At 63.1% G+C, this 20,744-nt stretch carries 25 protein-coding genes; 13 read left to right on the top strand and 12 right to left on the bottom strand.

All coding sequences use genetic code 11. From position 1 onward, the window contains the following. Window positions 1-317 precede the first annotated feature (317 nt). From MA884_RS08065 to MA884_RS08005, 13 genes are all read left to right on the top strand, one after another. Entirely contained in the window at window positions 318-1,241 is a 924-nt protein-coding gene (locus tag MA884_RS08065; RefSeq protein WP_256229941.1) for a sigma 54-interacting transcriptional regulator, read from the top strand. A gap of 93 nt (window positions 1,242-1,334) precedes the next feature. Beyond that, window positions 1,335-1,544 carry an ATP-dependent helicase HrpA gene (locus MA884_RS08060; protein WP_256229940.1) on the top strand — a complete coding sequence of 70 codons (210 nt, stop codon included), beginning with the start codon at window positions 1,335-1,337 and terminating at the stop codon, window positions 1,542-1,544. Between the two features lie 59 nt (window positions 1,545-1,603). Further along, window positions 1,604-2,533 (top strand): type III secretion protein, encoded by a 930-nt coding sequence (locus MA884_RS08055; protein WP_256229939.1) that lies wholly within the window; start codon window positions 1,604-1,606, stop codon window positions 2,531-2,533. A 53-nt stretch (window positions 2,534-2,586) separates the two neighbouring features. After that, window positions 2,587-2,961 carry a type III secretion system inner rod subunit SctI gene (gene sctI / locus MA884_RS08050; protein WP_256229938.1) on the top strand — a complete coding sequence of 125 codons (375 nt, stop codon included), beginning with the start codon at window positions 2,587-2,589 and terminating at the stop codon, window positions 2,959-2,961. Between the two features lie 14 nt (window positions 2,962-2,975). Then, complete coding sequence (gene sctJ, locus MA884_RS08045; RefSeq protein WP_256229937.1) at window positions 2,976-3,863, top strand: type III secretion system inner membrane ring lipoprotein SctJ; 888 nt, start codon at window positions 2,976-2,978, stop codon at window positions 3,861-3,863. Next, window positions 3,860-4,450, top strand: coding sequence for a hypothetical protein (locus MA884_RS08040; protein ID WP_256229936.1), 591 nt, complete (start codon window positions 3,860-3,862; stop codon window positions 4,448-4,450). The genes sctJ and MA884_RS08040 overlap by 4 nt, the downstream gene beginning before the upstream one ends. Next, a complete protein-coding gene (sctL, locus tag MA884_RS08035) occupies window positions 4,428-5,021 on the top strand; it encodes a type III secretion system stator protein SctL (protein ID WP_256229933.1) in 594 nt (197 codons plus the stop codon). The genes MA884_RS08040 and sctL overlap by 23 nt, the downstream gene beginning before the upstream one ends. A 261-nt stretch (window positions 5,022-5,282) precedes the next feature. Beyond that, window positions 5,283-5,507 (top strand): type III secretion protein HrpF, encoded by a 225-nt coding sequence (locus MA884_RS08030; protein ID WP_256229932.1) that lies wholly within the window; start codon window positions 5,283-5,285, stop codon window positions 5,505-5,507. Next, a complete protein-coding gene (locus tag MA884_RS08025; protein WP_256229931.1) occupies window positions 5,494-5,931 on the top strand; it encodes a type III secretion system chaperone in 438 nt (145 codons plus the stop codon). Before MA884_RS08030 ends, MA884_RS08025 begins: the two co-directional genes overlap by 14 nt. Continuing rightward, window positions 5,924-8,074, top strand: coding sequence for a type III secretion system outer membrane ring subunit SctC (gene sctC / locus MA884_RS08020; protein ID WP_256229930.1), 2,151 nt, complete (start codon window positions 5,924-5,926; stop codon window positions 8,072-8,074). Before MA884_RS08025 ends, sctC begins: the two co-directional genes overlap by 8 nt. Next, window positions 8,071-8,280: an HrpT family type III secretion system protein gene (hrpT, locus tag MA884_RS08015; protein WP_256229929.1), complete on the top strand. Its 210-nt coding sequence runs from the start codon at window positions 8,071-8,073 to the stop codon at window positions 8,278-8,280. Before sctC ends, hrpT begins: the two co-directional genes overlap by 4 nt. A 6-nt stretch (window positions 8,281-8,286) precedes the next feature. Then, a complete protein-coding gene (locus MA884_RS08010; RefSeq protein WP_256229928.1) occupies window positions 8,287-8,664 on the top strand; it encodes a hypothetical protein in 378 nt (125 codons plus the stop codon). A gap of 257 nt (window positions 8,665-8,921) precedes the next feature. Further along, the gene (locus MA884_RS08005; protein WP_256229927.1) at window positions 8,922-9,371 is read left to right on the top strand and encodes a type III secretion system chaperone; all 450 of its coding nucleotides are present in this window, start codon (window positions 8,922-8,924) and stop codon (window positions 9,369-9,371) included. Between the two features lie 196 nt (window positions 9,372-9,567). On the opposite strand, the gene MA884_RS08000 is transcribed toward MA884_RS08005, so the two are convergent. From MA884_RS08000 to MA884_RS07945, 12 genes are all read right to left on the bottom strand, one after another. After that, window positions 9,568-10,086, bottom strand: coding sequence for a type III effector (locus tag MA884_RS08000; protein WP_256229926.1), 519 nt, complete (start codon window positions 10,084-10,086; stop codon window positions 9,568-9,570). A 118-nt stretch (window positions 10,087-10,204) separates the two neighbouring features. Further along, window positions 10,205-11,305: a type III secretion system export apparatus subunit SctU gene (sctU, locus tag MA884_RS07995; protein WP_256229925.1), complete on the bottom strand. Its 1,101-nt coding sequence runs from the start codon at window positions 11,303-11,305 to the stop codon at window positions 10,205-10,207. Between the two features lie 15 nt (window positions 11,306-11,320). After that, window positions 11,321-12,118, bottom strand: coding sequence for a type III secretion system export apparatus subunit SctT (sctT, locus tag MA884_RS07990; RefSeq protein ID WP_256229924.1), 798 nt, complete (start codon window positions 12,116-12,118; stop codon window positions 11,321-11,323). Further along, the gene (sctS, locus tag MA884_RS07985) at window positions 12,118-12,372 is read right to left on the bottom strand and encodes a type III secretion system export apparatus subunit SctS (protein ID WP_256229923.1); all 255 of its coding nucleotides are present in this window, start codon (window positions 12,370-12,372) and stop codon (window positions 12,118-12,120) included. The genes sctT and sctS overlap by 1 nt, the downstream gene beginning before the upstream one ends. 9 nt (window positions 12,373-12,381) lie before the next feature. Then, window positions 12,382-13,035 (bottom strand): type III secretion system export apparatus subunit SctR, encoded by a 654-nt coding sequence (gene sctR / locus MA884_RS07980; protein WP_256229922.1) that lies wholly within the window; start codon window positions 13,033-13,035, stop codon window positions 12,382-12,384. Continuing rightward, window positions 13,032-14,135 carry a type III secretion system cytoplasmic ring protein SctQ gene (sctQ, locus tag MA884_RS07975; RefSeq protein ID WP_256229921.1) on the bottom strand — a complete coding sequence of 368 codons (1,104 nt, stop codon included), beginning with the start codon at window positions 14,133-14,135 and terminating at the stop codon, window positions 13,032-13,034. Before sctQ ends, sctR begins: the two co-directional genes overlap by 4 nt. Beyond that, the gene (locus tag MA884_RS07970; protein WP_256229920.1) at window positions 14,132-14,701 is read right to left on the bottom strand and encodes a type III secretion protein; all 570 of its coding nucleotides are present in this window, start codon (window positions 14,699-14,701) and stop codon (window positions 14,132-14,134) included. The genes sctQ and MA884_RS07970 overlap by 4 nt, the downstream gene beginning before the upstream one ends. Further along, window positions 14,694-15,113: a hypothetical protein gene (locus tag MA884_RS07965; protein WP_256229919.1), complete on the bottom strand. Its 420-nt coding sequence runs from the start codon at window positions 15,111-15,113 to the stop codon at window positions 14,694-14,696. Before MA884_RS07965 ends, MA884_RS07970 begins: the two co-directional genes overlap by 8 nt. Beyond that, on the bottom strand, window positions 15,100-16,458 hold the full coding sequence (locus MA884_RS07960; RefSeq protein ID WP_256229917.1) for a FliI/YscN family ATPase: 1,359 nt from the start codon (window positions 16,456-16,458) through the stop codon (window positions 15,100-15,102). The genes MA884_RS07965 and MA884_RS07960 overlap by 14 nt, the downstream gene beginning before the upstream one ends. Then, window positions 16,458-17,351 (bottom strand): FHA domain-containing protein, encoded by an 894-nt coding sequence (locus tag MA884_RS07955; protein ID WP_256229916.1) that lies wholly within the window; start codon window positions 17,349-17,351, stop codon window positions 16,458-16,460. Before MA884_RS07955 ends, MA884_RS07960 begins: the two co-directional genes overlap by 1 nt. A 157-nt stretch (window positions 17,352-17,508) precedes the next feature. Then, window positions 17,509-19,596, bottom strand: a complete 2,088-nt coding sequence (sctV, locus tag MA884_RS07950) for a type III secretion system export apparatus subunit SctV (protein WP_256229915.1) — start codon at window positions 19,594-19,596, stop codon at window positions 17,509-17,511. After that, entirely contained in the window at window positions 19,593-20,720 is a 1,128-nt protein-coding gene (locus MA884_RS07945; RefSeq protein ID WP_256229914.1) for a TyeA family type III secretion system gatekeeper subunit, read from the bottom strand. Before MA884_RS07945 ends, sctV begins: the two co-directional genes overlap by 4 nt. Window positions 20,721-20,744: the final 24 nt, after the last annotated feature.

The raw sequence follows: 20,744 nt of genomic DNA, 5'->3' as shown, positions 1-20,744 counted from the left end.
AAGTAAGGGCCTGAGCTGAACCGTTTGTCGGATCCAATTTTCCCAAAGGACGGCACGACCAATCCTTTTCGACCTGTGCCCCGTACCAGGCGGGTTGTACAGGGCAATTGAGCCCGGCTGCGCCCTTAGCTGAATCGATTAACAGGGGCTGGGCCAACGTGAACTTTTTTTTAATCTCTTCTCTAAACCTCGTAACCAGCAAAATGTTGATTTCCAGTGCAGTCGCGCGGCGACGCTGACGCGAGGAAGTTTCACATGCCTTTTCATCTTTCAACTTGTCGACCCTCCTAACCAAACAATAAATGGAATCGTCAGTGATGCAAAAGCTGCTATGCGCTGCACTTTCCAACCCCTATAAAGAGGATGCCCCCAACCTCGAGGCGTTTATCCAGTGTGTCGCCCCGCTCATGATCGACGTGCTGCTGCGCGGCGAGACCGGCACCGGTAAAGACACGCTGGCAGAAAAGATCCATCGCATGTCCGGTTGCTCCGGCAAGTTCGTTGCCATCAACTGCGCCGCCATTCCCGAAACCCTCGCGGAGAGCCAGCTCTTCGGAGCCAACACCGGCGCCTTTACCGGGGCCAGCCAAAATCGCGCAGGGTTCGTCGAAGCCGCGCATAACGGCACGCTCTACCTGGACGAAATCGACAGCATGCCGTTGAGCCTGCAAGCCAAGCTGCTGCGAGTCCTGGAATCCAGGACGATCCAGCGGCTGGGCTCGACCCAGAACATCCCGGTGAACATGCGAGTGATCGCCTCCGCGCAGTGCCCGCTGGGAGAAATGGTCGAACGTGGCGAGTTTCGCAGGGACCTTTATTTTCGCCTGAATATCATCAGCCTCAAGCTGCCCCCACTGCGCAGCCGCAAGGAGCGCATCGTGCCGCTGTTCCAGTCGCTGGTGCGCCGGGAGGCCCAGGCACTTGACCGGCCCTACGTCGCACCGTCGCCAGCGCTGTTGCGCCAACTGCTCGGCTACGCCTGGCCTGGAAACATCCGCGAACTGCAATCCGCCGCCAAGCGATACGTGCTCGGCTTGCCGGCACTGCCCCGCGCCGAGCAACTGGAACACAGCAGCTCGACGCTCAAGTTGAAGGAGCACCTGCAGCAGTTCGAAAAAATCCTCATCGAGGACTGCATGCGCCGCCACCATCACTGCATCGACAAGGTCATCGCCGAACTGGGTATCGCCCGGCGCACGCTGTATTACCGAATGAAGTGCCTGCAAATATCGACGAGCTGAATGGGATCGGTGGAACCGTTTACGCACCGGTCACCACTTAACCGTCGAGACGCTCACGATCGTCTCGCCATTCCACAACCCGGAGATACGACTATGAGTTTTGGTGGACTTTCACTCGCGGCTTCCACGGCTGCCATGCAGCAGATGGATGCTACCTCGGCTGCGATGACAACCATGAAATCCCAATTCGACCAGAAGAAACTGGTCGCCGACACCATGAACGCAATCGCGGCAGGGTCGATGGACACCGCAACCAAAGCCATCACCGCCATGGGGGAGGCCTCGAAAAACATACGATTCTGACCCTCTCGCTTCAGCCCCGCTCCGGCGGGGTAACCTCAAGCGCGATGCGAGGAGGCCCTATGCACATCGACTTGCCAGACAGCCTTCATGCCCAGAGAGACCTGCCCCATGACGAGCCCACGCGGCGCCCCGCTCCAACTCCGCCCGGCCTGACGAACGTGGTCGCCGAGCACCTGGCGCTGCAGGGGGCCGGCGACCGGTTGCGGGAGTCGCTCGTCCAGTGGGGCGACGAACAGCGTTCGGCGGGCGGACAGTCTCGGTTCGGCTGGCCGAGCCCCCAGGACAGATTGGCCGCAGAGACCGACGATCCTTTGCGCCTGGTACTGGAAGACATCCTGGAAGAAATCAACGGTGGTACCGGCTCCAATCTCGACGTCGACATCGATGATGCCTATTCCAATGAAGACCTGTTCAACGATTTGGCACAGATGCTCGCCCATCGCCGGCAGCCCATCGGTGACAACGATGTCGACAGCCAAAGTGAATTCGGGAGTGCCAACAACCCCTTCTGTGGCGCGCTGTTCGGCGCCTGGGAGATGGAGGGCGATCACGCCACCCGGCGCAGTCGTCATGACGCGAGCCTGTCGCTGCTGCTCAAGATCATCGCGGTCCTGGGCCGAAGGAAGCTGATGACGCTGTTGGACATCGACGAAGGTGACGGCCAGGCGCGGTATGAACCAGACGACCAGGACCTGTTGTTCGAGATTGCTGCATTCATGGACCAGCACCCGGCGCGCTATCCCCCACCGGCGCCCCCCGACGCAGAACGGTGGACGTGGACGGAACGCATTGCCCGCGGCACAGCGCTGGATGCTCACGAAACTCGATTGTTCCAGCTTGCCCTTGAAGAACTGGACTTCGCCCTCGCCCGCTTGGCCGGCCAGCAGCCCTCACCGCGCCAGCGCGCCCGGCGCGGCCGGGAAGAAATCGAGTTTCACCTGAGCGTCACCGGTAGCGCTCGCAACGTCTTGAGGCTGATGTACGCCTGAAGGCACCCACTCTTTGAATGCTCAAACAGGCCTTTTGAAACAGGAGAAATTCCATGGACATACACGCCATCGACCCCAGCGACCTCGCCTCCACTTCCGCCAAGACGAGCGCCAGACCACAGGCGAGCGCCGAGACCAGCGATGTCAGTTGGTTCAACGCACAAATGCGCGAAAAAGCCCCCGCCCCGAACAGCGAAAACAATGTCGCGGCACGCATCATTGACTCGTTGTCGAACCGCTCCGGCGAACTGCAGCGCCTGGGTGATCGCGCCAACCGGGACATGCTCAAGGCCGTCCGCACCGCCGACCCACAGGATATGTTGCAGTCGAACCGGTCGTTGTCGTCCTTCCACCTGGAAAGCCTGATGACCGCAAAAATAGTCAGCAAAGGCTCCCAGGCGATCGAGAAGCTCACCAATCTTCAGTAAAGGGAAGGCCGGTCATGTCTATGCGCGCGTTCTCAACACTGTTGCTGTGCCTGCTGCTCATCGGCTGCGACGAACGGACGGCATTGCACAGCCATCTTTCCGAGCAGGATGCCAACGAAGTGATTGCCGAGCTGGCGAACAAGAAAGTGGAGGCGAGCAAACAAGTCGACAAAGACGGGCTGACCGTGCTGGTCGAGCCTGCCGACATGAACAGCGCCGTCCGGGTACTCGAAGCCGCAGGCCTGCCACGTCGCTCCCGTTCCAGCCTGGGGGAGATATTCCGCAAGGAAGGGGTCATTTCTACGCCGATGGAAGAGCGTGCCCGCTACATCTATGCGCTGTCCCAGGAACTCGAATCGACGCTTTCACAAATAGATGGTGTGGTGCTCGCACGGGTCCATGTGGTCCTGCCAGAACGGGTGGCCCCAGGTGAGCCGGTCCAACCCGCATCGGCCTCGGTCTTTATCAAGCACACCCGTGCCCTGGACCCCGACAGCATTACCCCGCGCGTACGCAACCTGGTCGCCAGCGGGATTCCCGGCATGGCCGACGCCGCTCAGAACCCGACCAAACTATCGGTGGTATTCGTTCCCGCCGCGCCGTATCAGGAACGGCGCAAGATGGCGTATTTCGGCCCCTTCCTCATGCAGGCCGACGATATCGGCTATTGGCGGGCGGTGACCGTGACGGCAAGCATCACGTTGCTCGCTCTCCTGGTGGGCGCCTTGTATGGCCTCTATCGGCTATGGCGCAACGGCGTGTTGCTGCTGCCACGATTTCTCGATCACAAACTCACCAAGCCAGGCGGGACACCCGCCGCCGCCCAAAGCAGCGCGACACCTGGACTGTTTGCCGTGAAAACCCCGGGGATCAAGCCCGACAGTAACGGGACCGCCGCATGACGGTGGAAATTGAATGGGTTCGCTGGTGGAGCCAGGCATGGCGCGAAGCAGACCGGGACTGGTATTCATCGGCGCTTTGTCATCTGACCGCGCTGCAAATCGACACCCTCTCCCGAGGGCACCATGCGGCGCTTGCGCGCAGCTTCGGTATGACGCCGTGCACGCCACCACAACCCAGCCCGGCGCTGCAATCACTGTTCTGCGGCACGCCCCGGACCTTGCCCCTTGCCTGCGAATTGGTGGCGAGCACCTGCGCACCGTTAACGGCAACACAGGCACTTTCGGCGCAGGACCAGGCCTGGTGCGAGCGCACCGCCAAAGCCCTGCGCCCAGGACACTGGCTCGAACAAGGCCAGGATCCGCTCGCACTGCTGCGCGCCTGGCTGGGTGAACGGGCCTGGGAACGTGCGCGCCTGGCGTTCCCACGCGACAGAATCCTCGCTATCGAATCGGTACCCGCCCCTCAACCGCCCGCCGCCAAACTCAACACGCTTTGGCAGTCCGCTTGCTGGAAGGCTGAGCAAAGCCTGCCACCCTCGGCCCCGATCCAAACGGAGAGACACGATGCTCGCTCGGCGTTCGCTTGAACTGCGCCCCGATGGCCAGGGCTTGTCGCAGCCCTACATCGCGCGCGAAACCCTGGTTGATTGTGCCCGCGCCCAGGTCGTCCTCGAACAGGCCCAGGTGCAGGCTGCGCAATTGCTTGAACGCGCCAGCGCAGAGGCGGACGCGACCGTGCTGCAGGCTCAAGCGCGATTCTGGGAAAAGGCTGAAACCTTGCTCGCCGCGTGGGAAGCCCAGCGCCAAGCCATGTGGGAGCGGATCGAGACGAGTGCTGCACATTTGGTCAACGAGGCCCTGGGGAAACTTTTGGACGAAGTCCCGGAACAGGTACGCATCGATGCGCTCGTCCGCCAGATTGCATCTCGCCAGGACGATCCGGTCAGCGCCACCCTTCGCTGTCATCCTGAAGACCTGGAAAACCTGACCCAGAGCCTGGGCACCGACGGCCGACGCCCCTGGACACCGGTGGCCGACGCCGACATGGCACGACATCAACTGAAGCTGGAAACGCCAGGCGGCACATACCTGCTCGACTGGCCCACCGCCGTCGAAGCCCTGCGCCTGCCCGAACCACAACACATCACCGCAAGCTGACCCACCGCTTTCGCGAGCAAGCCCGCTCCCACAGGGGATTCGGAGTGACTGCCATGCCTGTGAACACCCCGGAAAAAACTGTGGGAGCGGGCTTGCTCGCGAAGACGGCGGTACAGCCAACATCTTTACCAACTGACCCATCGCCTTCGCGAGCAGCCCCCAAACACATCCCAACGCCCATTTTTTCCTCATTTACGCGGAACCGCCAACGGCATACCCACCACTCACACCGTGAACATGCCTAGCCCAGAGGAATCGCCCATGTCTTCCACCGATGCCGTCCAGCGTCGCCTCGACACCTACTTCCAACGCGCGACCGACAACGTCAACAACGCCGCGATGAACGCGGCAGAAACCCAGTCGCTCGACGACATGCACTCCTTCGTGACCAGCATGAACGGCATGTCCGTCGCAGTGAACGCGGCGACTCAACAGACCACGGCCCATCACAACCTCGCCAAGGCGATCATCGATGCAATGCCATGAGCTGCGAACACAGCTCACCCGCTGGAGCACCAGCGTCGATGGTCCAGAGCACTTCACTGTTGTCATCGACGATGGCGAAGCAAGGTTCAGCAAGCTCGAAGAAGGCCTGCTGGCATCGGTCGAACTGACCGCACCGGTGACCCATGAGGTGGCTCTGGAAGACCTGCTTCGGCTGGCGCACCCAAGCCTCTCGCGATTTCCCGGCGCGCTGGCCCGTTCGCCCCAAGACAGTCGGTTATGGCTGGTGGCGCAACAGGCGCCGGGCGGGCACATCGACGACTTGATCGAGGTGCTCGAAGCACTGCTCAACCAGCGTGACACCTGGCAATCCATTCTCAAAAAAGACCAACGTGCTGTTGCGGCGCCTGTGGCGCGACGCCTCTCGCACTCTCACTTGCTCGGAACAGGAATCCGTCATGCCTAACAGGTGGCTTGCATCGTACCGCTTGATGACCGCAGGCAAGGTACACCTTCGCCAGTTGGTCGCACGCCGCTGGGCGAAACCTTCGCTGATCGCACTGGTATTGGCCGGCGCGCTTGGCGCGGGCATGCCGGCACAAGCGGCCATACCGACCGATTGGAAAAACACACCTTACGCCTACGACGCCCAGAGCACACCGCTGGCCAAGGTACTCGGCGACTTTGCCAACACCTTCGCGGTGCAGCTGGTGCTCGATGGCACGGTCAAAGGCACCGTTGACGGTCGGATGCGCGCCGAAAGTCCCCAGGCGTTCCTCGACAGGCTCGGCCTCGAAAATCGTTTCCAGTGGTTCATGTACGGCACCACGCTGTACGTCAGCCCCTTGCAGAACCAGGACTCAACGCGCCTGGAAGTGTCCGCCGATGCCGTGCCGGACATGAAGCAAGCCTTGACCGACATCGGTCTGCTGGATCCGCGTTTCGGCTGGGGTGAATTGCCCGACGAAGGTGTGGTCCTGGTCTCCGGCCCGGAGCGCTATGTGCGCTTGGTCGCGCAGTTTGCTGAAGCGCGCAAGACCCCCGAAGAAAAGCAGGAAGTGATCAGTTTCCCACTGCGCTATGCCACCGCCGCCGACCGCAACGTCAAGTACCGCGGCGAAACGCTGGTCATTCCCGGGGTCGCCAGCATCCTGAAAGGTTTGCTGGAAAGTCGCAGCGCCGTGTCGGGGGGCATGCAGAAGGCCTCGCCTCAAGCATCGTTCCAGAACATGCAGACCCAGCAATCGATGACCATGGGCAACATCGAGCAGTTGGCACTCAACGGCATGGGTCGTCCAAACACCCACCGTGTAGCGTCCGGCGCGAGCGGCGGTGGAGGCGGCCGGGGCAGGATCCGCGTCGAAGCCGACGTGCGCAACAACGCGGTGCTCATCTACGACGCGCCCAAGCGACGGGAAATCTATACGCCACTGATTCGCGATGTGGACGTACCGCGCAAGCTGGTGGAGATCGATGCGATCATCCTCGACATCGACCGCACGCAACTGGCCGAGCTGGCCTCGAACTGGAACGTCGAGAGCGGCGACCTGATCGGTGGGGCCTCGATGATTCGTCCAGGCGCCAGCTCAACGGTATTCATTCAGGATTACGGCGATTTTTCCGCGCAACTGCGGGCCCTGGAGGGCCGTGGCCTGGCCTCGGTGGTCGCGAACCCGTCGGTACTGACCCTGGAGAACCAGCCGGCGGTCATCGACTTCAGCCGGACCGAGTACATCTCGGCCATCGGCGAGCGTGTGGCCACCATCGAGCCCATCACGGCAGGCACCAGCTTGCAGGTCGTGCCCCATGCCATCGAGACCGGAGGCCGCAATCAGATCCAGATGTTCCTGGACATCGAGGACGGCCGCATCGAACCCTCAGAGGTCGGCCAGCAGACGCCCAGCGTGCGCCGGGGCGTGGTCAGCACGCAGGCCGTGGTGGGGGAAAGCCGGTCGTTGGTGGTCGGCGGTTTTCATACCGAAGAGACCGGCGATAACCTCGAACGGGTGCCGTGGCTGGGTCGCATCCCGCTGATCGGGCCGCTGCTGTTTTCCTCGACCACGCGCGAGACCAGCCGCCGCGAACGAGTCTTCATCCTGACGCCCCGCCTGATCGGTGACCAGGTCGACCCGTCCCGCTACATCTCCACCCTTGACCGCGAACAGGTCGACAGCGCCATGGCTCGCCTGGAAGAGCGTCGCAACGGCACCCGTCCCATCGGCCGAATCGAGGTCAGCGATGTGCTCGCCCAGCTCGCCGACGGCAACATTCCTGCCACGTTCAAGCAAGCGGCGTCGATTCCTTATTCGCCCGACACATTGTGCGCGTTGCAACCCGGGTTATCGCTGGACGCTGCACGGGCCCAATGGTTCGCAGGCCCCGATTACGGCATCGCCGTGGGCGTGGTACGCAACGACGACCAGCAGCGCTTGCGTTTCGACGAGGCGAGCTGCGGCAGCCGCTGGGCCTTGGCCACCTCTGCCTGGCCAAAGGTGTGGCTTGAGCCCGGTGAGGAAACCGAAGTGTTCGTGGTCATGAAACAACCCACGCGCACGCCAGGCGGCGAGCGCCCTTCTCTTCTGCAAACCAGCGCGAGGACCCTGCCATGAGTCGCACGCCATTGCTGCTCGTTTTATTGCTGAGCCTGCCGGTGTTCGCCGGCTGCGCGAACCGCTCGGGCTGCCAGGGCGATGCCTGCAGCCGCGCCGAACCGGAAAACGGTCGGCTGGTGATCTGGTGGCCACCCGGTATGCGCGGCGGTCTTGGCTCCCCCGAACACCCACTGGACCATACGGTCGTCCCATTGGAGAACTGAAACGCTATGTCTTTTTCGGTACACAGCGTAAGCACTCGCCAGGCCTTTCAGAAGAACATCATCGCCGGCATCGCGACGTATTGGGAAATAGCGCCAGGCATTGAGTTCTGTCTGCGACGCGAGCCTCAAAGCGTGGGGCTCGCCTTACAGATACAAAGCCAGGCACTGCGCGCAAACCAGATCCAGCATGCGCTCGAACGGCGCTTCGCCCACCCGACCGACTACGCGCAGCTGTTCGTATTTCTCGATCCGCAGCGAGCACTCGTGGTCTGGCAGGCGCTGCCCGACGCACCGCTATCCACTGAACTGCTCGATGAAATCCAGTCCCGTCAGTTGTCGCTGCTGGGCCTGGAAGACCTCGATGACTACTCGGCCACGTATTGAGGGCAATGCTGTTCGCCCAGGAGCAACGCTGAACCCGTGGCCAGAGATTGCTCCCGCTCGGCTCTGTAGGAGCTGGCGAAGCCTGCGATCTTTTGATCTTTTGATCTTTCGCTTGAGATTCAAGTGTCTTTGAAAAGATCGCAGCCTCGTTGCACTCGACAGCTCCTACACAGCTCCTACACACAGCTCGTACGGCCCAGCGGGAGCAATCTCTGGCCACAGTGATTCATCCAGAGACTTTATGAGGGAGGTTTCCCATGACCGTTGCACCGCTTGCCCAGCGCTTGATCTCGGCCCTCGCGGAACATCTGCATGCGGACTTGCAGTTGGAGGGTGGCGTATGCGCGCTGTATGACACGAGCAACCGCGAAGCCGTGGTCATCGAGCTGCCCGATCGCGGCGATGTCGCCATTCTCCATTGCTCGATCGATGTACCTGCCCACGCGCCCGGCTTGCACAAGCGCTTGCTGGAACTCAACTTTCGACTGGATCTGCTCGGCGGCAGCTGGCTGGCCCTGGACGACAAGGGCAGCGTTCGCCTGTGTGCCCATTGCCCGCTGGTGATGCTCGATGAGGTGCAGTTCTGCCATTGGATCGTAGGCTTCATCGCCCAGGTCGGCGAGGTTCGTGCACGCTTGGCGGTGCCTGCAACGCCGGGCGGCCCTCGTCCGGCCTCGCTCAACACAAGCCGCACCCGACTGGGATAGACGCCCGTGGCCTGGAATTACTACCGCGGGACTCTGTAGGAGCTGGCGAAGCCTGCGATCTTTTGATCTTTTGATCTTTCGCTTGAGATTCAAGTGTCTTTGAAAAGATCGCAGCCTCGTTGCACTCGACAGCTCCTACACAGCTCCTACGCAGCTCCTACAGAGCGCCTACACAGCTTTACGCAGGCTCATCGTTTTATCGAAGCTTCATCGCCTCGCCACCCTCCTGCATGACTTTTCTCGCGCTGTCCATGAAGCCCTTGGTGACCTCCGTCACCGTATCGCTCATCAACTTGGTCATGTCGGCGGAGCTTTTGATCAGCATCATGGTGCTCTGGCGCTCTTCCATGCCCATTTGCATATTGAACTGCTTTTCCATCAACTGCTTTTGACGGGTTTCCATCTCGCTCATGAAAGAGTCCGGGGTGCGAGAGGCCGAAGTGGGGCTGGACGTTTGCGCGTCATCCAGCGGTTGAGTGTCATTCGGTGCCGCCGCGTGGTTGGCGTCTCGCGTTCGGGAGCGGCCACGCTGATGCACCGCAGGTGGCGCCGAGGACGAACGTCCTCGGTCATGCAGGCTTTGGGTGCCTTGGCGTTGCTGCGCGTCGCGGGAGCGCTGGCTCAACGAGGGTGAGCGCGATGGCGATAAGCTGTCGGTGCCGTGCAGGGCACCTGTGCCCCTTAAGGGGCTTGTCAGGGAACTGGGATCAGCCATGGGAAATCCTCCACGAGTCGATGTCGGTGTGGTGGGCACTGTCGGCAGGCCGGTATCGGCCGGCCGAACCTGGCTCACTCCCTGAGTGGCAACCGCGTGTGCATCGGTTCCATCGACCTCAACGCAGGTTCAACTCCGGAATCTCGATGACCTCGCCCTTGGCCTCGTCATCCAGTTCGCGCAGCACCCGATAAATATGGGCAACCGCTTGGAGCGTCTCCCGGGGGATATAACCACCGACGTCTTCGCGGTAAATCGTGCGCGCCAGCCAGATGCACTGAATAACCGGGACCCGCGCCGCCTTGGCCCGTTCGATCATCGCCCGGGCATCGGCATCGACACCTTTGACGATCAACTGCGGCAGTGCCGTTTCCTCGGGGCGATACAGCAACGCGACGGCAAAGTGGGTGGGGTTGACCACCAGCATGTCGGCTTCTTCCACCGGCTTGGTTTCTTTGCTGACGGGCTGGTCGACCAATTGCCGGGCCAGGCTGCGGCGGTGCATTTTTACGTGGGGGTCGCCTTCCATTTCCTTGAACTCCTTGCGCACCTCCTCCTCGCTCATGCGCAGGCGCTTGGCGAAGAAATATTTCTGCAGGCCGAAGTCGAGAATCGCCAGCACCAGCAATACGGCCAGGCAAATGTGCATGATGTGTCGAAACAGGCTGGCCAAGCCGCGCCAATAGCTGTGCAAGTCGCCGTTGACCAGATTGATCAACGCGCCGAGAGCCGGAAAGGTCACCAGATAAATCACAGTGCCGATAAACACAGCTTTGACCAGCCCCATGAACAGGTTGATCAACGCCTGGCCGGAGAACATCTGCTGGGCCTGGTTCATCGGGTTCAAGCGGTTCGGGTCCGGCTGCAGGGCCTCGGGCGCGAACAGGAAACCGAACTGTATCCAACCGGCCACCAGGCGCGTGACGATCGCCAGCCCCACGGTCATCACGGTGAAATTGAGCAACACACCACCGGCATGGGCCAAGGTTTCCTCGAAGGCACGCACGAAGTCGACATCCAGTCGATGCAGCGGGAACGCCACCATGTTTTCCAATGCCTGCATGCTGTCGTCGGCCTGGGTCAATGCCACTTCGGTGATCGCAGCAAGCACTAGGAGGCTGCTCAAGTCCTGGCTTTGGCCGACCTGGCCCTTGTTGCGCGCGTCACGAATTTTCTTCGGTGTCGCCTGCTTGGTCTTTTCGCCACTGTCTTCGCTCATGCCCGAAGCCCTCCTTCAGGGTGCCTGCAACAACAAGTGCAGCAGATGCCGGATTTCCCCATAGCGGTCAAGACGGCCCGTCATCGCGTCCCACAGCGTGGGCAGGTAGAACAGCAGGAAGCCCAGGCCGATCAGGCTCTTGGCCGGCATGGCGAGGACGAACACCTGCAATTGCGGGCTATACAGGCTGAGCAGCGCCAAGCTGAACTCCACCAGCAACAGCAAGCCGATAAAGGGCGCCGCGTAGAGCATCATGTGCATGAACATTTCGGCGAGCAGCCCGAGAAACACGCCGAAGCCATCCGCGCCAGGCAATGGAAACCAAACGGTGGGCGACCACACCAGATAGCTGTCCCAAATCACCTGGGTCAACGTGCCAATGCCCAGGGTGGCGACCAGCAGCAAAACTGTCATCTCCTTGAACAGCAGGCCCAGGGGCGTGGTGTCGGTGCCGAGCGCCGGGTTCAACTGGCCACCGATGAGCGCTCCGCGCTGGTTGTCCAGCAAGGCGCCCACCGATTCGAACAACCAGAACGGCATCGCCAGCAGCACCCCGAGCAAAAAACCCAGCACCAGTTCCTTGAACATCAACCCGGCCAGCGACAGCCAATTGACCTGCGCGTCGATCAGCGCCTGGCGAATACCGGGCGCCGGCAACATGCTCAGGGCAAACACAACGGCATGGCGCGGCAAGCCTCGCAGGTGCTGGAAGCAAAACACCGGGACCAGATAAGCAACTGGATAAATGCGCGCCATGCCGAGCGCGATCGACAGCAGCAAGTCGAAATACGGGACAAAAGCCTGGGCCGTCATCAGGTGTTGGCCATCATTTCGAATGCCCGGCGAAGCAGTCCCAGCAACTCCACACCGATCCAGCGGCCCGTGACCAGCAAGGTCACACCGACCGCCACCAGCTTGATGCCGAAGGGCAAGGTCTGGTCCTGGATCTGCATCAATGCCTGCACCAGGGAGGTCAGCACACCGACGACCACCGCCACGATCAAGGGCGGCGCGGAGAGCAGCACCACCAGCAGCATGCCTTCCTTAAACAACGTCAGCGCGTCCATCGCACATCCTCAAAGATAGGAATAGAAGAGGCTGTCGAGCAATTGCGTCCAGCCCTGCACGAGGACAAAAATCAGCAGTTTGAGCGGCAACGAAATGGTCATCGGCGCGACCATCTGCATGCCGAGCGCCAGCAGCAGGTTCGATACGATCAGGTCGATGACAATGAACGGGATATAAATCAGGAATCCCATCTGGAAGCCGGCCTCGAGCTCCGACAGCATGAAGGCCGGGATGAGCAGCATCAGGTCGTCACGGCTGGCCTGCTCGGCGCGCTCCTTGGGCCACATCCGCTGGGTGTTCTCCAGCAAGTGGGCGAGGATGTCCGGGTTGGTATTGCGCGACATGAAGGCCTGCAACGGTTTTACCGCGTTCAGAGCAGAACTTTGCAACGCCTCGGTACTGCTGAAATCCAGCGGCCGCTCCTTCAGCTCTTCGGCGATGTTGTGTCCCACCGGCGCCATGATGAACAGCGTCGCGGCCAGTGCAATGGCATACAGGGCCATATTGGGCGGCACCTGCTGCACGCCGATGGCGTTACGGGTGATCGTCAACACGATGGTTATCTTGAGAAAGGCGCTGCAGATGATCAGCAGCAGGGGGACCAACGAAATCCCACCGATGAACAGCGCCAGCAGAAAGGGGTCGATCCCCTGGAAGCTCATCCAGCCACATCCACGCGAGCGATTTGCAGGCCCAACCGGCCATCGACCTCGACCAGCTCGCCATGGGCCAGGGCACGCTCGCCATAGAACAGTGCCGCTGCCCCCGGTGTCACGCCCTGCACTTGCAGCACGGCGCCGGGCACCAGATTGCGCAGCTCGCCCAAGGTCAGGTGCAAATGACCGCAGCGTATCGTGAGCGCCAGCGGCAGATCGTCGAAACGCTCCGGGAGATCGGCAGCGACCGGCTCCGCCATCGGCGCCTCCTCGGTTTCAGCAGCGGCATAGGCCGGCTCCGGGTGATCGGCCGTCTCGGGGGCTTGGGCGTCAGGTTCGTAGGCGGTGGTATCGTCCCAGTCCGGCGTCAGGATATCGGTGTCGGCGGTGGTGCTCATAACGGTCTCCTCCAGAGCGAGCAAGGTCAGGCGTAACGGCGCGGCACGGCTGTGTACCCGCACCTGCAAACAATGCCGGCCCAGGCGAATCAGCCCTTGGCCGGATGAGTCGAACAGAGGGGTTTGCGGCACCAACACATCACCGGGGCGCAGCGTCGCCAACTGCCCGGCAGCCAGCGCCAGGTGTCCCAGCTCCAACGGCACATGCAGCGCAAAGCCCGCGATCCCTGGCGCGGTTCGCCGCTGCCAAGGCGTAGCGCCAAGCAGCCCCAGCAGGACCGAACCGGTCATTTCCAATTGGCTCGTGACGCGGGCCGTGCCCACCCTCACGTCGAGCCGGCAGGCAATGCCCTGCACCGCGGGCCCGGTCGCTGGTTTGATAAAGCCGAATGCCTGGCGCAGGGGCTCGCTCAGGGTTTGCTGGAACAGCGACCAGAACCACGCGTCATCCGGTCCGGACTCGGCAGGCAAGACCACCGGGCACTCACCGAACAGGCTCAGCACCGCGCCGGGTTCGTCCAAGGTAAAGACACCATGGGCACACCCCAGCACACACGGCGTCCCCCCAGCCGCGCCACCTGGGGTCAGCTCCAGCAGGCCCGTCTCCCCCGCCACCTCGAAGGGCAAACTGACGCCGATCCCCAATAACCGCCGGGCGGTGGCGTCCTCGATGCTCACAGGCGGCAGTGTCAATGCATGTACCGTCATGTCGTGCTTGCCTCCTCTTCCCGCGCCACGCGCAGGTGCACCGGCTGACCCAGGCTCTGGGTCAGCGCGTCTTCGAGGCGGCCGGATCGACTCGACAGCCGCGCCTGTACGTCTGCACTTTCGCCGCTCAAGCCGATGTCCCACCCGGACGCCTCGCCTAGCCGCCGGGCGGATACCTTGATGCGGCCCAGGTTGGGAAGATGCAGTAGCAGGTCCAACTGCTGGTCGAGCGTGGCGCGCAGACGTGGCGTGAGTTGGTCGACAAAAGCCTCCACTTCACTGCTCGAAAGATTCACCAGGCCCGACAGCGAACCGCTGCCTGCGGTGTCATCCTGCGCGCCACCCCGTGGCGCATCGACCCACTGGCGAAACCAGTAACCGTCACTGCGCCCTGCCGTCACGTCGGGATCACGCCCGGTGGCAGGGTCGGACTCGCGTGCCGCCGGACGGCTTGCCCGGCTCACCTGGGCGGGCGGTTGCTCATACGCCCGCGGTGGATGCCGAACGGGGGCAGCCGAGGGGTTGCTGTGCGGTGTCGGCCCACCGCGCACAGTGCGTTCATTCATCGCTGGGGACCTCCACCAAGTGCTCCAGCATTGCGCTGAGCTTTTCCAGATCTCGCCGACGCCCTTGTAGCCGCTGCTGGGCAGCGGCCGTGTGCTGTGCCTGTTGCACCTGTTCATCGTCCAGTGCCTGCAATGCCCGCGCTTGCTCGGCCAGTTCGCCGATCAAGCGACGTTCCTGGGCACTCCAGGCATTCAGTTCGCACACGCTCAGCGCCCGGCCACGGTGTTCGCCGTACAACGCCTCGCGCTGCACGGCCTGCTGCTCACGACTCGCCTGCATGCGCGCCCGCGCGGCAACAACCGCGGCTTCGCGCTCACGCAAAAGCTCACGCTGCTGGCGCCACGCCCGTTCGGCTTGCGCTTCGCGGTGGCGGCGTATCGGCGCCAGGGCGTCCAGGTCAACCCGGGACATAAGCGGTCAACTGCTGCAGGTGGGCGAGCGTGGACGCAAAGGGTTCCGGCTCGCGCAGGTCCTGGCGCAGGAAAGCGTCCAGGGCGCCATGCGACTCCACCGCCAGATCGGTCAAGGGGTCGGCACCGGCCTGGTATTCGCCCAAGCGCAACATCAATTCGATTTGCTCATAGGCCGACAGCAATCGACGCAGATTGATACCTGACCTCAGGTGCTCCGCCTCGGCCACGTTGGCCAAGGTTCGCGACAGGCTGGCCAGCACGTCGATTGCCGGATAGTGGCCACGCTCCGCGAGCTTGCGCGACAGTACGATGTGACCGTCGAGCAGCGAACGCACTTCATCCGCCACCGGATCGTTCATGGAGTCTTGCTCGATGAGCACCGTATAAAACGCGGTGATGGCGCCCTCGTTGGTCAGCCCGGCCCGCTCGACCAGACGCGGCAGCAAGCTGTAGACCGACGGCGGCAGGCCGCCGCGCCCCAACGGCTCGCCCGCGGCCAGGCCTATTTCACGCTGGGCCCGGGCGAAGCGGGTCAGCGAATCGATGAGCAGCAGCACGCGCTGGCCTCGGGCACGAAACCCCTCAGCCAATGCCGTCGCGGTGAACGCTGCACGGGCGCGTTCCATGCTGGAGCGGTCGGAGGTGGCACACACCAGCACCGCACGGGCACGCAGTTCATCATCCAGCTCATGGTCGAGAAATTCGCGCAGTTCACGCCCGCGCTCGCCGATCAGGCCGAACACGATGACATCGCAGTCAACGTTGCGGGCAATTTCCGCCAACAGTGTGGTCTTGCCGCAACCGGCGCCGGCGAACAGCCCCACACGCTGGCCTTCACCGAGCGTCAGCGGGCCGTCGATGGCCCGTACGCCGGTCATCAAGGGCCGTTGGATGCGCGGTCGTGCGGTGGGCGCCGGGGCCTCGCCAATCACCGGTGATGCGTGCTGCACGTGCGAACCGGCGAACGCTCCCGTGCCGCCGTCCACCAGTGGCCGGCCGAATCCATCCAGCACCTGGCCAAGCAACTGCGGACCCACGCACACCCGATGCGGCATGCCCAGCGGCTCCACCGCCGCACCGACCCGAACGCCCTCCAGGCCGCCCAAGGCGCTGAGCAAGGCATCGTGCTGGTCGAAGCCGACAATTTCGGCGAGCAGTGGCTCGCGTGCGTCACGCTCGACCCGGCAGAGATCGCCGATCTGCGCCCCCGGCAGTCGGCACTGCAACAGAATGCCGCTGACCCGCTGCACCCGTCCGCGCACCATGACCGGCGCGAAGCGACGCAAATGCGCCAGTTGCCCGGCCTCCCAGGCCGCCAGTCGCGCAATGGCCGCCTGTGTCATCACCAGGTGACCTCGTAGCGTTGGTCGCCTTCGAAGGTGACTTTACCGCTGTCGATGGCGGTCAAGCGCAGGCCATCGATCTGGTCGCCCAGGAACAACCGACGTCCATCGGCGGTGACCACGTGGCCATGCTTGCCACCCACGATCTGGGCGATCTGGAACGGCAACTGCGTCAGCTGCTCCTTCACGCTGGCCGTGATCCCGATGGGCGTCTCGTAGCGGTCATGGAAACGTTCGATCAGCCGCTGGACCACCGCCAGGCGTGGGCGCGGCAACTCGCCCACCAGGACCAGCCGGTCGCCCTGGCTCTCGACCCGCACACCGGCACCCAAATCACGTTCCTGGAGCATGCGATCCAGCGCCACGCGGACCGCCTCGACATTGGCCAATGCCACCTTGCTGTGTTTGAGCTGCTGGGCCGGGCTGCGCGCCACGGCCTGCGTCGGCTGGCTGGTAAAGGCCCAGGCGCTGGAGGCGACGGTGATCACCGCCGCGGCGATTGCCAGGCGTTTGGACCACGATGGCCGCACGGCGAGCCTGCGGGTTTCCCGGTCCGCCGCCAGACCCGCGGCGTCATCCAGCGCCGCCTCTTCGGGCCAGGGTTGATCGGCCGGGGCCAGGCACAGCCAGACGCCTGCCACGGCAAACGGGGTATTGCTCTGCAAGGGCTCGGCCGCTGCCCAGGGCTGACCTTGAGCATCGCAAACCGCACCCTCCAGCAGCTCCAGCAGCCATTGCCCCTGCACCTGCCGAAGGGCCACGTGACGCCCACAGATGCCCGGATCGTAAAGCGCCAGGTCGGCATCCTCCGCCGCCCCCACCACCCATTGCTCGCCAACCAGGGGCAACGCCGCACCCCGGTGCAGACCACTCAATACGCGCAGTTCGAACATGGTCAGTTCCTCAAGGGGCGACAGATACTCGCCCACGATCCGGTTGTACGACGGGGCACCGGCGGCCCCCGTCCTCTGTCACAGCCAGGCCATCGAACGCACCTGGATTTGCATCGTTACGTGGAGGCTCCGTTGCCGGTGCGCCGAGACCAGCCCGTCACGCCGCATCCTCCATCCGGAGTTTTTCTTGCTCAAGGTCAAAGCGTCCCAGCACCGTGACCTGGGCGTTGCTGTGCAACTCGCTGAAGGCGAGCACGGGCACATGATTGAATTCGTCGCGCAACAAATCGCGCAGCGGAGCCCGCAGGTCTTGCGCCACCAACAGCACGGCCACGCGCTTGGCACGCAACGGGAAACCTTCGCGCAACTGCATCACCAAGGCGCGGGTATGCAGGCTTTCCAGGGCAAAAAAGGTTTCCGTCTGGGTCTGGCGCAGCGCGTCGCGCAACAGGCCTTCGGTTTCCGGTGTCAACAGCCACACGTGCAGGCCGTCTTCGTCGCGGTACTGGTGATAGATCTGCGACTTCAGGGCGATGCGCGCGTAGTCCGTCAGCGCACCGACGTCACGCTCGTGCTGCCCATGCTCGATCAAGGACTCGGCGATCAGGCGCACCGCGCGCAGCGGGACGCCTTCGCCGGCCAGGCGCTGGAGCACGGCGGCGAAACGGGCCAATGGCATGGTCCGCTGCAGCTCCTGCACCAGCTCTGGCTGGCCCGCTTCGAGCCAACTGAGAATCGACTTGCTCTCCTGAAGCCCCAAGAATTGCGGGCCGGTGGCAAACATGGCGCGGCTCATCCGCTCCACCAGCAACTCGGCGGCAGACACTGCCTCCACGCGCTCGTCCGCCAGCAGCGGATCGTCAGGCGTCAGCCATAACCACTGATGCTCGTCACGCACCTCGCTGCCGACCTGCCCGTCGAGCGGTTCGAACGGCAGCGGCCCGCGCGCCACGGCCACACGCTCACCGAAGGTTGCCCGCAACATCGGCACCTCGTGCACACAGAAGCGGAACTCGTCGTCCTCCAGCAGCGCGCTGTATTCGATCTCAAAGGGCGGCAAGGTCAGGCCAAAGCCAGCCACCAGCGCATTACGCTTCTTGCGGATCGCCTGGATGACCTCCCCGGCCGCCGCGTTGCCTTCCATGGCTTTGGAAAACTGCAAAAGAAAGGCACGGGTCGGGTCGAAGCTGCGCAGGTCTTCAGCGCCGTTCTGGGCGGGGGCCACGACGTCGATTGACTGCTCGCTCTGGCGCGCCTGCCGTGCGCGGGCGTACAGCTGAACGATGCCCGCGGTGCCGGTGATCAAGGCGATAACGACGAACACCAGCGTGGGCATGCCAGGCAGGGCCGCGAAGCCGAGCATTCCCACCGAAGCAATCACCCAGGCCTTGGGTTCGGCGGTCAACTGCTGGGCGATTTCCTTGCCGACGCTGCTACCCGCCGGCTGCCCTTCGGGCGACACCCGGGTGATGATCATGCCCGCAGTGAGCGAAATCAGCAGAGCCGGAATCTGCGCGATCAGACCGTCACCGATGGTCAACACGGCATACAAGTGCATCGATTCGGACGCGCCCATGTCGTGCTGCATCATCCCGATCGAAAAGCCGCCTATGAGATTGATCACTACGATCACCAAGCCCGCGATGGCATCGCCCTTGACGAACTTCATCGCCCCGTCCATGGCACCGAACAGCTGGCTTTCCTTGTTCAATTCCTCGCGGCGACGCCGCGCTTCGCTGACATCGATCAGGTTCGCGCGCAGGTCGCTGTCGATGGACATTTGCTTGCCTGGCAGCGCGTCCAGCGTGAAACGCGCCGCCACTTCGGCGACCCGCTCCGAGCCCTTGGTGATCACCAGGAAGTTGACCACCGTCAGAATGAGGAAGATGACCAACCCGACCGCCAGGTTGCCCCCCACCACAAAATCGCCGAACGCCTGGACGATATGACCGGCGTCGCCCTGGAGCAGGATCAACCGGGTGGTCGCCACCGACAACGCCAGCCGAAACAGCGTGGTCAGCAGCAGCACTGCCGGAAACGAGGAAAACGCCAACGGCCGTGGCAGGTACAGCGACAGCACAATCAGCAGGCAGGAGATGCAGATGTTGATCGCGATCAGCGCATCGACCACCGGGGTCGGCAAGGGCAGGATCAGCATGAACACGATGCCGAGCACCACGAACGCCGCAACCACCTCGATGCGCCGCACCGCTTCATTGGCGACTTTGTTCAACAGGGCGATCATGAGCGCGCTCCAATCACCGGGGCAGCGGTCTGGCAGCGGGGCTCGTCACGGGAGCGCTCATCGAGCAGCACCAACAGGTTCTTCAGCGCGGTCTGTCGACTTTTGCTATCACGCCAGAGTGGCAGCGGCAAACGCTTGAGCAAGGGGTACAGGCCGTTCAGGGAGACCAGTTGGTCCCGCTCCGCTGCTCCGCCCAATTCACGCCCGATACGCCGTACTTCCGCCGCCGACAGACCACTGCTGACAAACCCCAGCATGCGCTGGAGCAACAGCACGGCCGTGAGCTGGCTGGCCGGGCAACTGTAGGCCAGTTGCTCGAGCAAACGGCGGCAGCTGTGCAGGACACTGCCCAGTTGCGTCGAGGCGGCCAGGCCGATCAACAACGTGCGCAACAAGGCGGTAGGACGTGACGGTGTGTGCGCAGCGATGTCGTCAGCCAGTGCCCGGCGCATCATGTCCAGCCCCGGCACGAACGCTGCCTCGCCGAACAGCCCAAGCAATGCCTGCATCATGGTGGACAACGACTGCTTGAGCACCACGGTGTCGTAGTAGAGCCGCCTTACCGCCTGGCGCAGCTCGGGATCACCGCCCGAAGCGCGCAAAGCCTCGGCGATGTTCATGCCCGCCTGGATCTGTGCCGCATAACGTTCGCGCAATAACTGCAGGTAGTCGCGAGCGCGCTGGGCTTCGACGAGACGACCTTGTACTTGGGCATCGCGCAAGGTTTGCTGCAGGATCAGGTCGGTACGGGCCGGGTCACCACCGGTGGACTGCACCACCTCTTCAAGCACCGGCTCGCCACACAGCAACATACCGGCCTGGGCCGCCATTGCCCCCAGGCTCTGCTTGCCTGGATGACCGAGTTGGTCGTACCACTCCTCCAACTGCTCGCGCGTCTCGACCCGCACCTGGCCCACCTCGCTGCGGGCGTTGCGTATGCGCCGCTGGCTCAGCGCCTTGGTATTGCGCTCCACGTGATGGCTGAAGGTCATGCCGACCTCCTCCATCGAATTGGACTGCACGGCCTGGAGCGATTCGACAGGCTTGCCCATGCCCACCAGGGCCGAAGCGGCCTGGGCGAGGTTGACGGCAGTATGCGCATTTGTCGGGGCTTCTACTTTCATGATGGCCGTGAGCGTGGTTTCGGA

It is taken from the genome of Pseudomonas sp. Q11 (genome assembly GCF_024494355.1).
Lineage (GTDB): Bacteria > Pseudomonadota > Gammaproteobacteria > Pseudomonadales > Pseudomonadaceae > Aquipseudomonas > Aquipseudomonas hefeiensis.
Note: the sequence above shows the minus strand (reverse complement) of the source record. Positions and strands in the feature narration are given on the sequence as shown.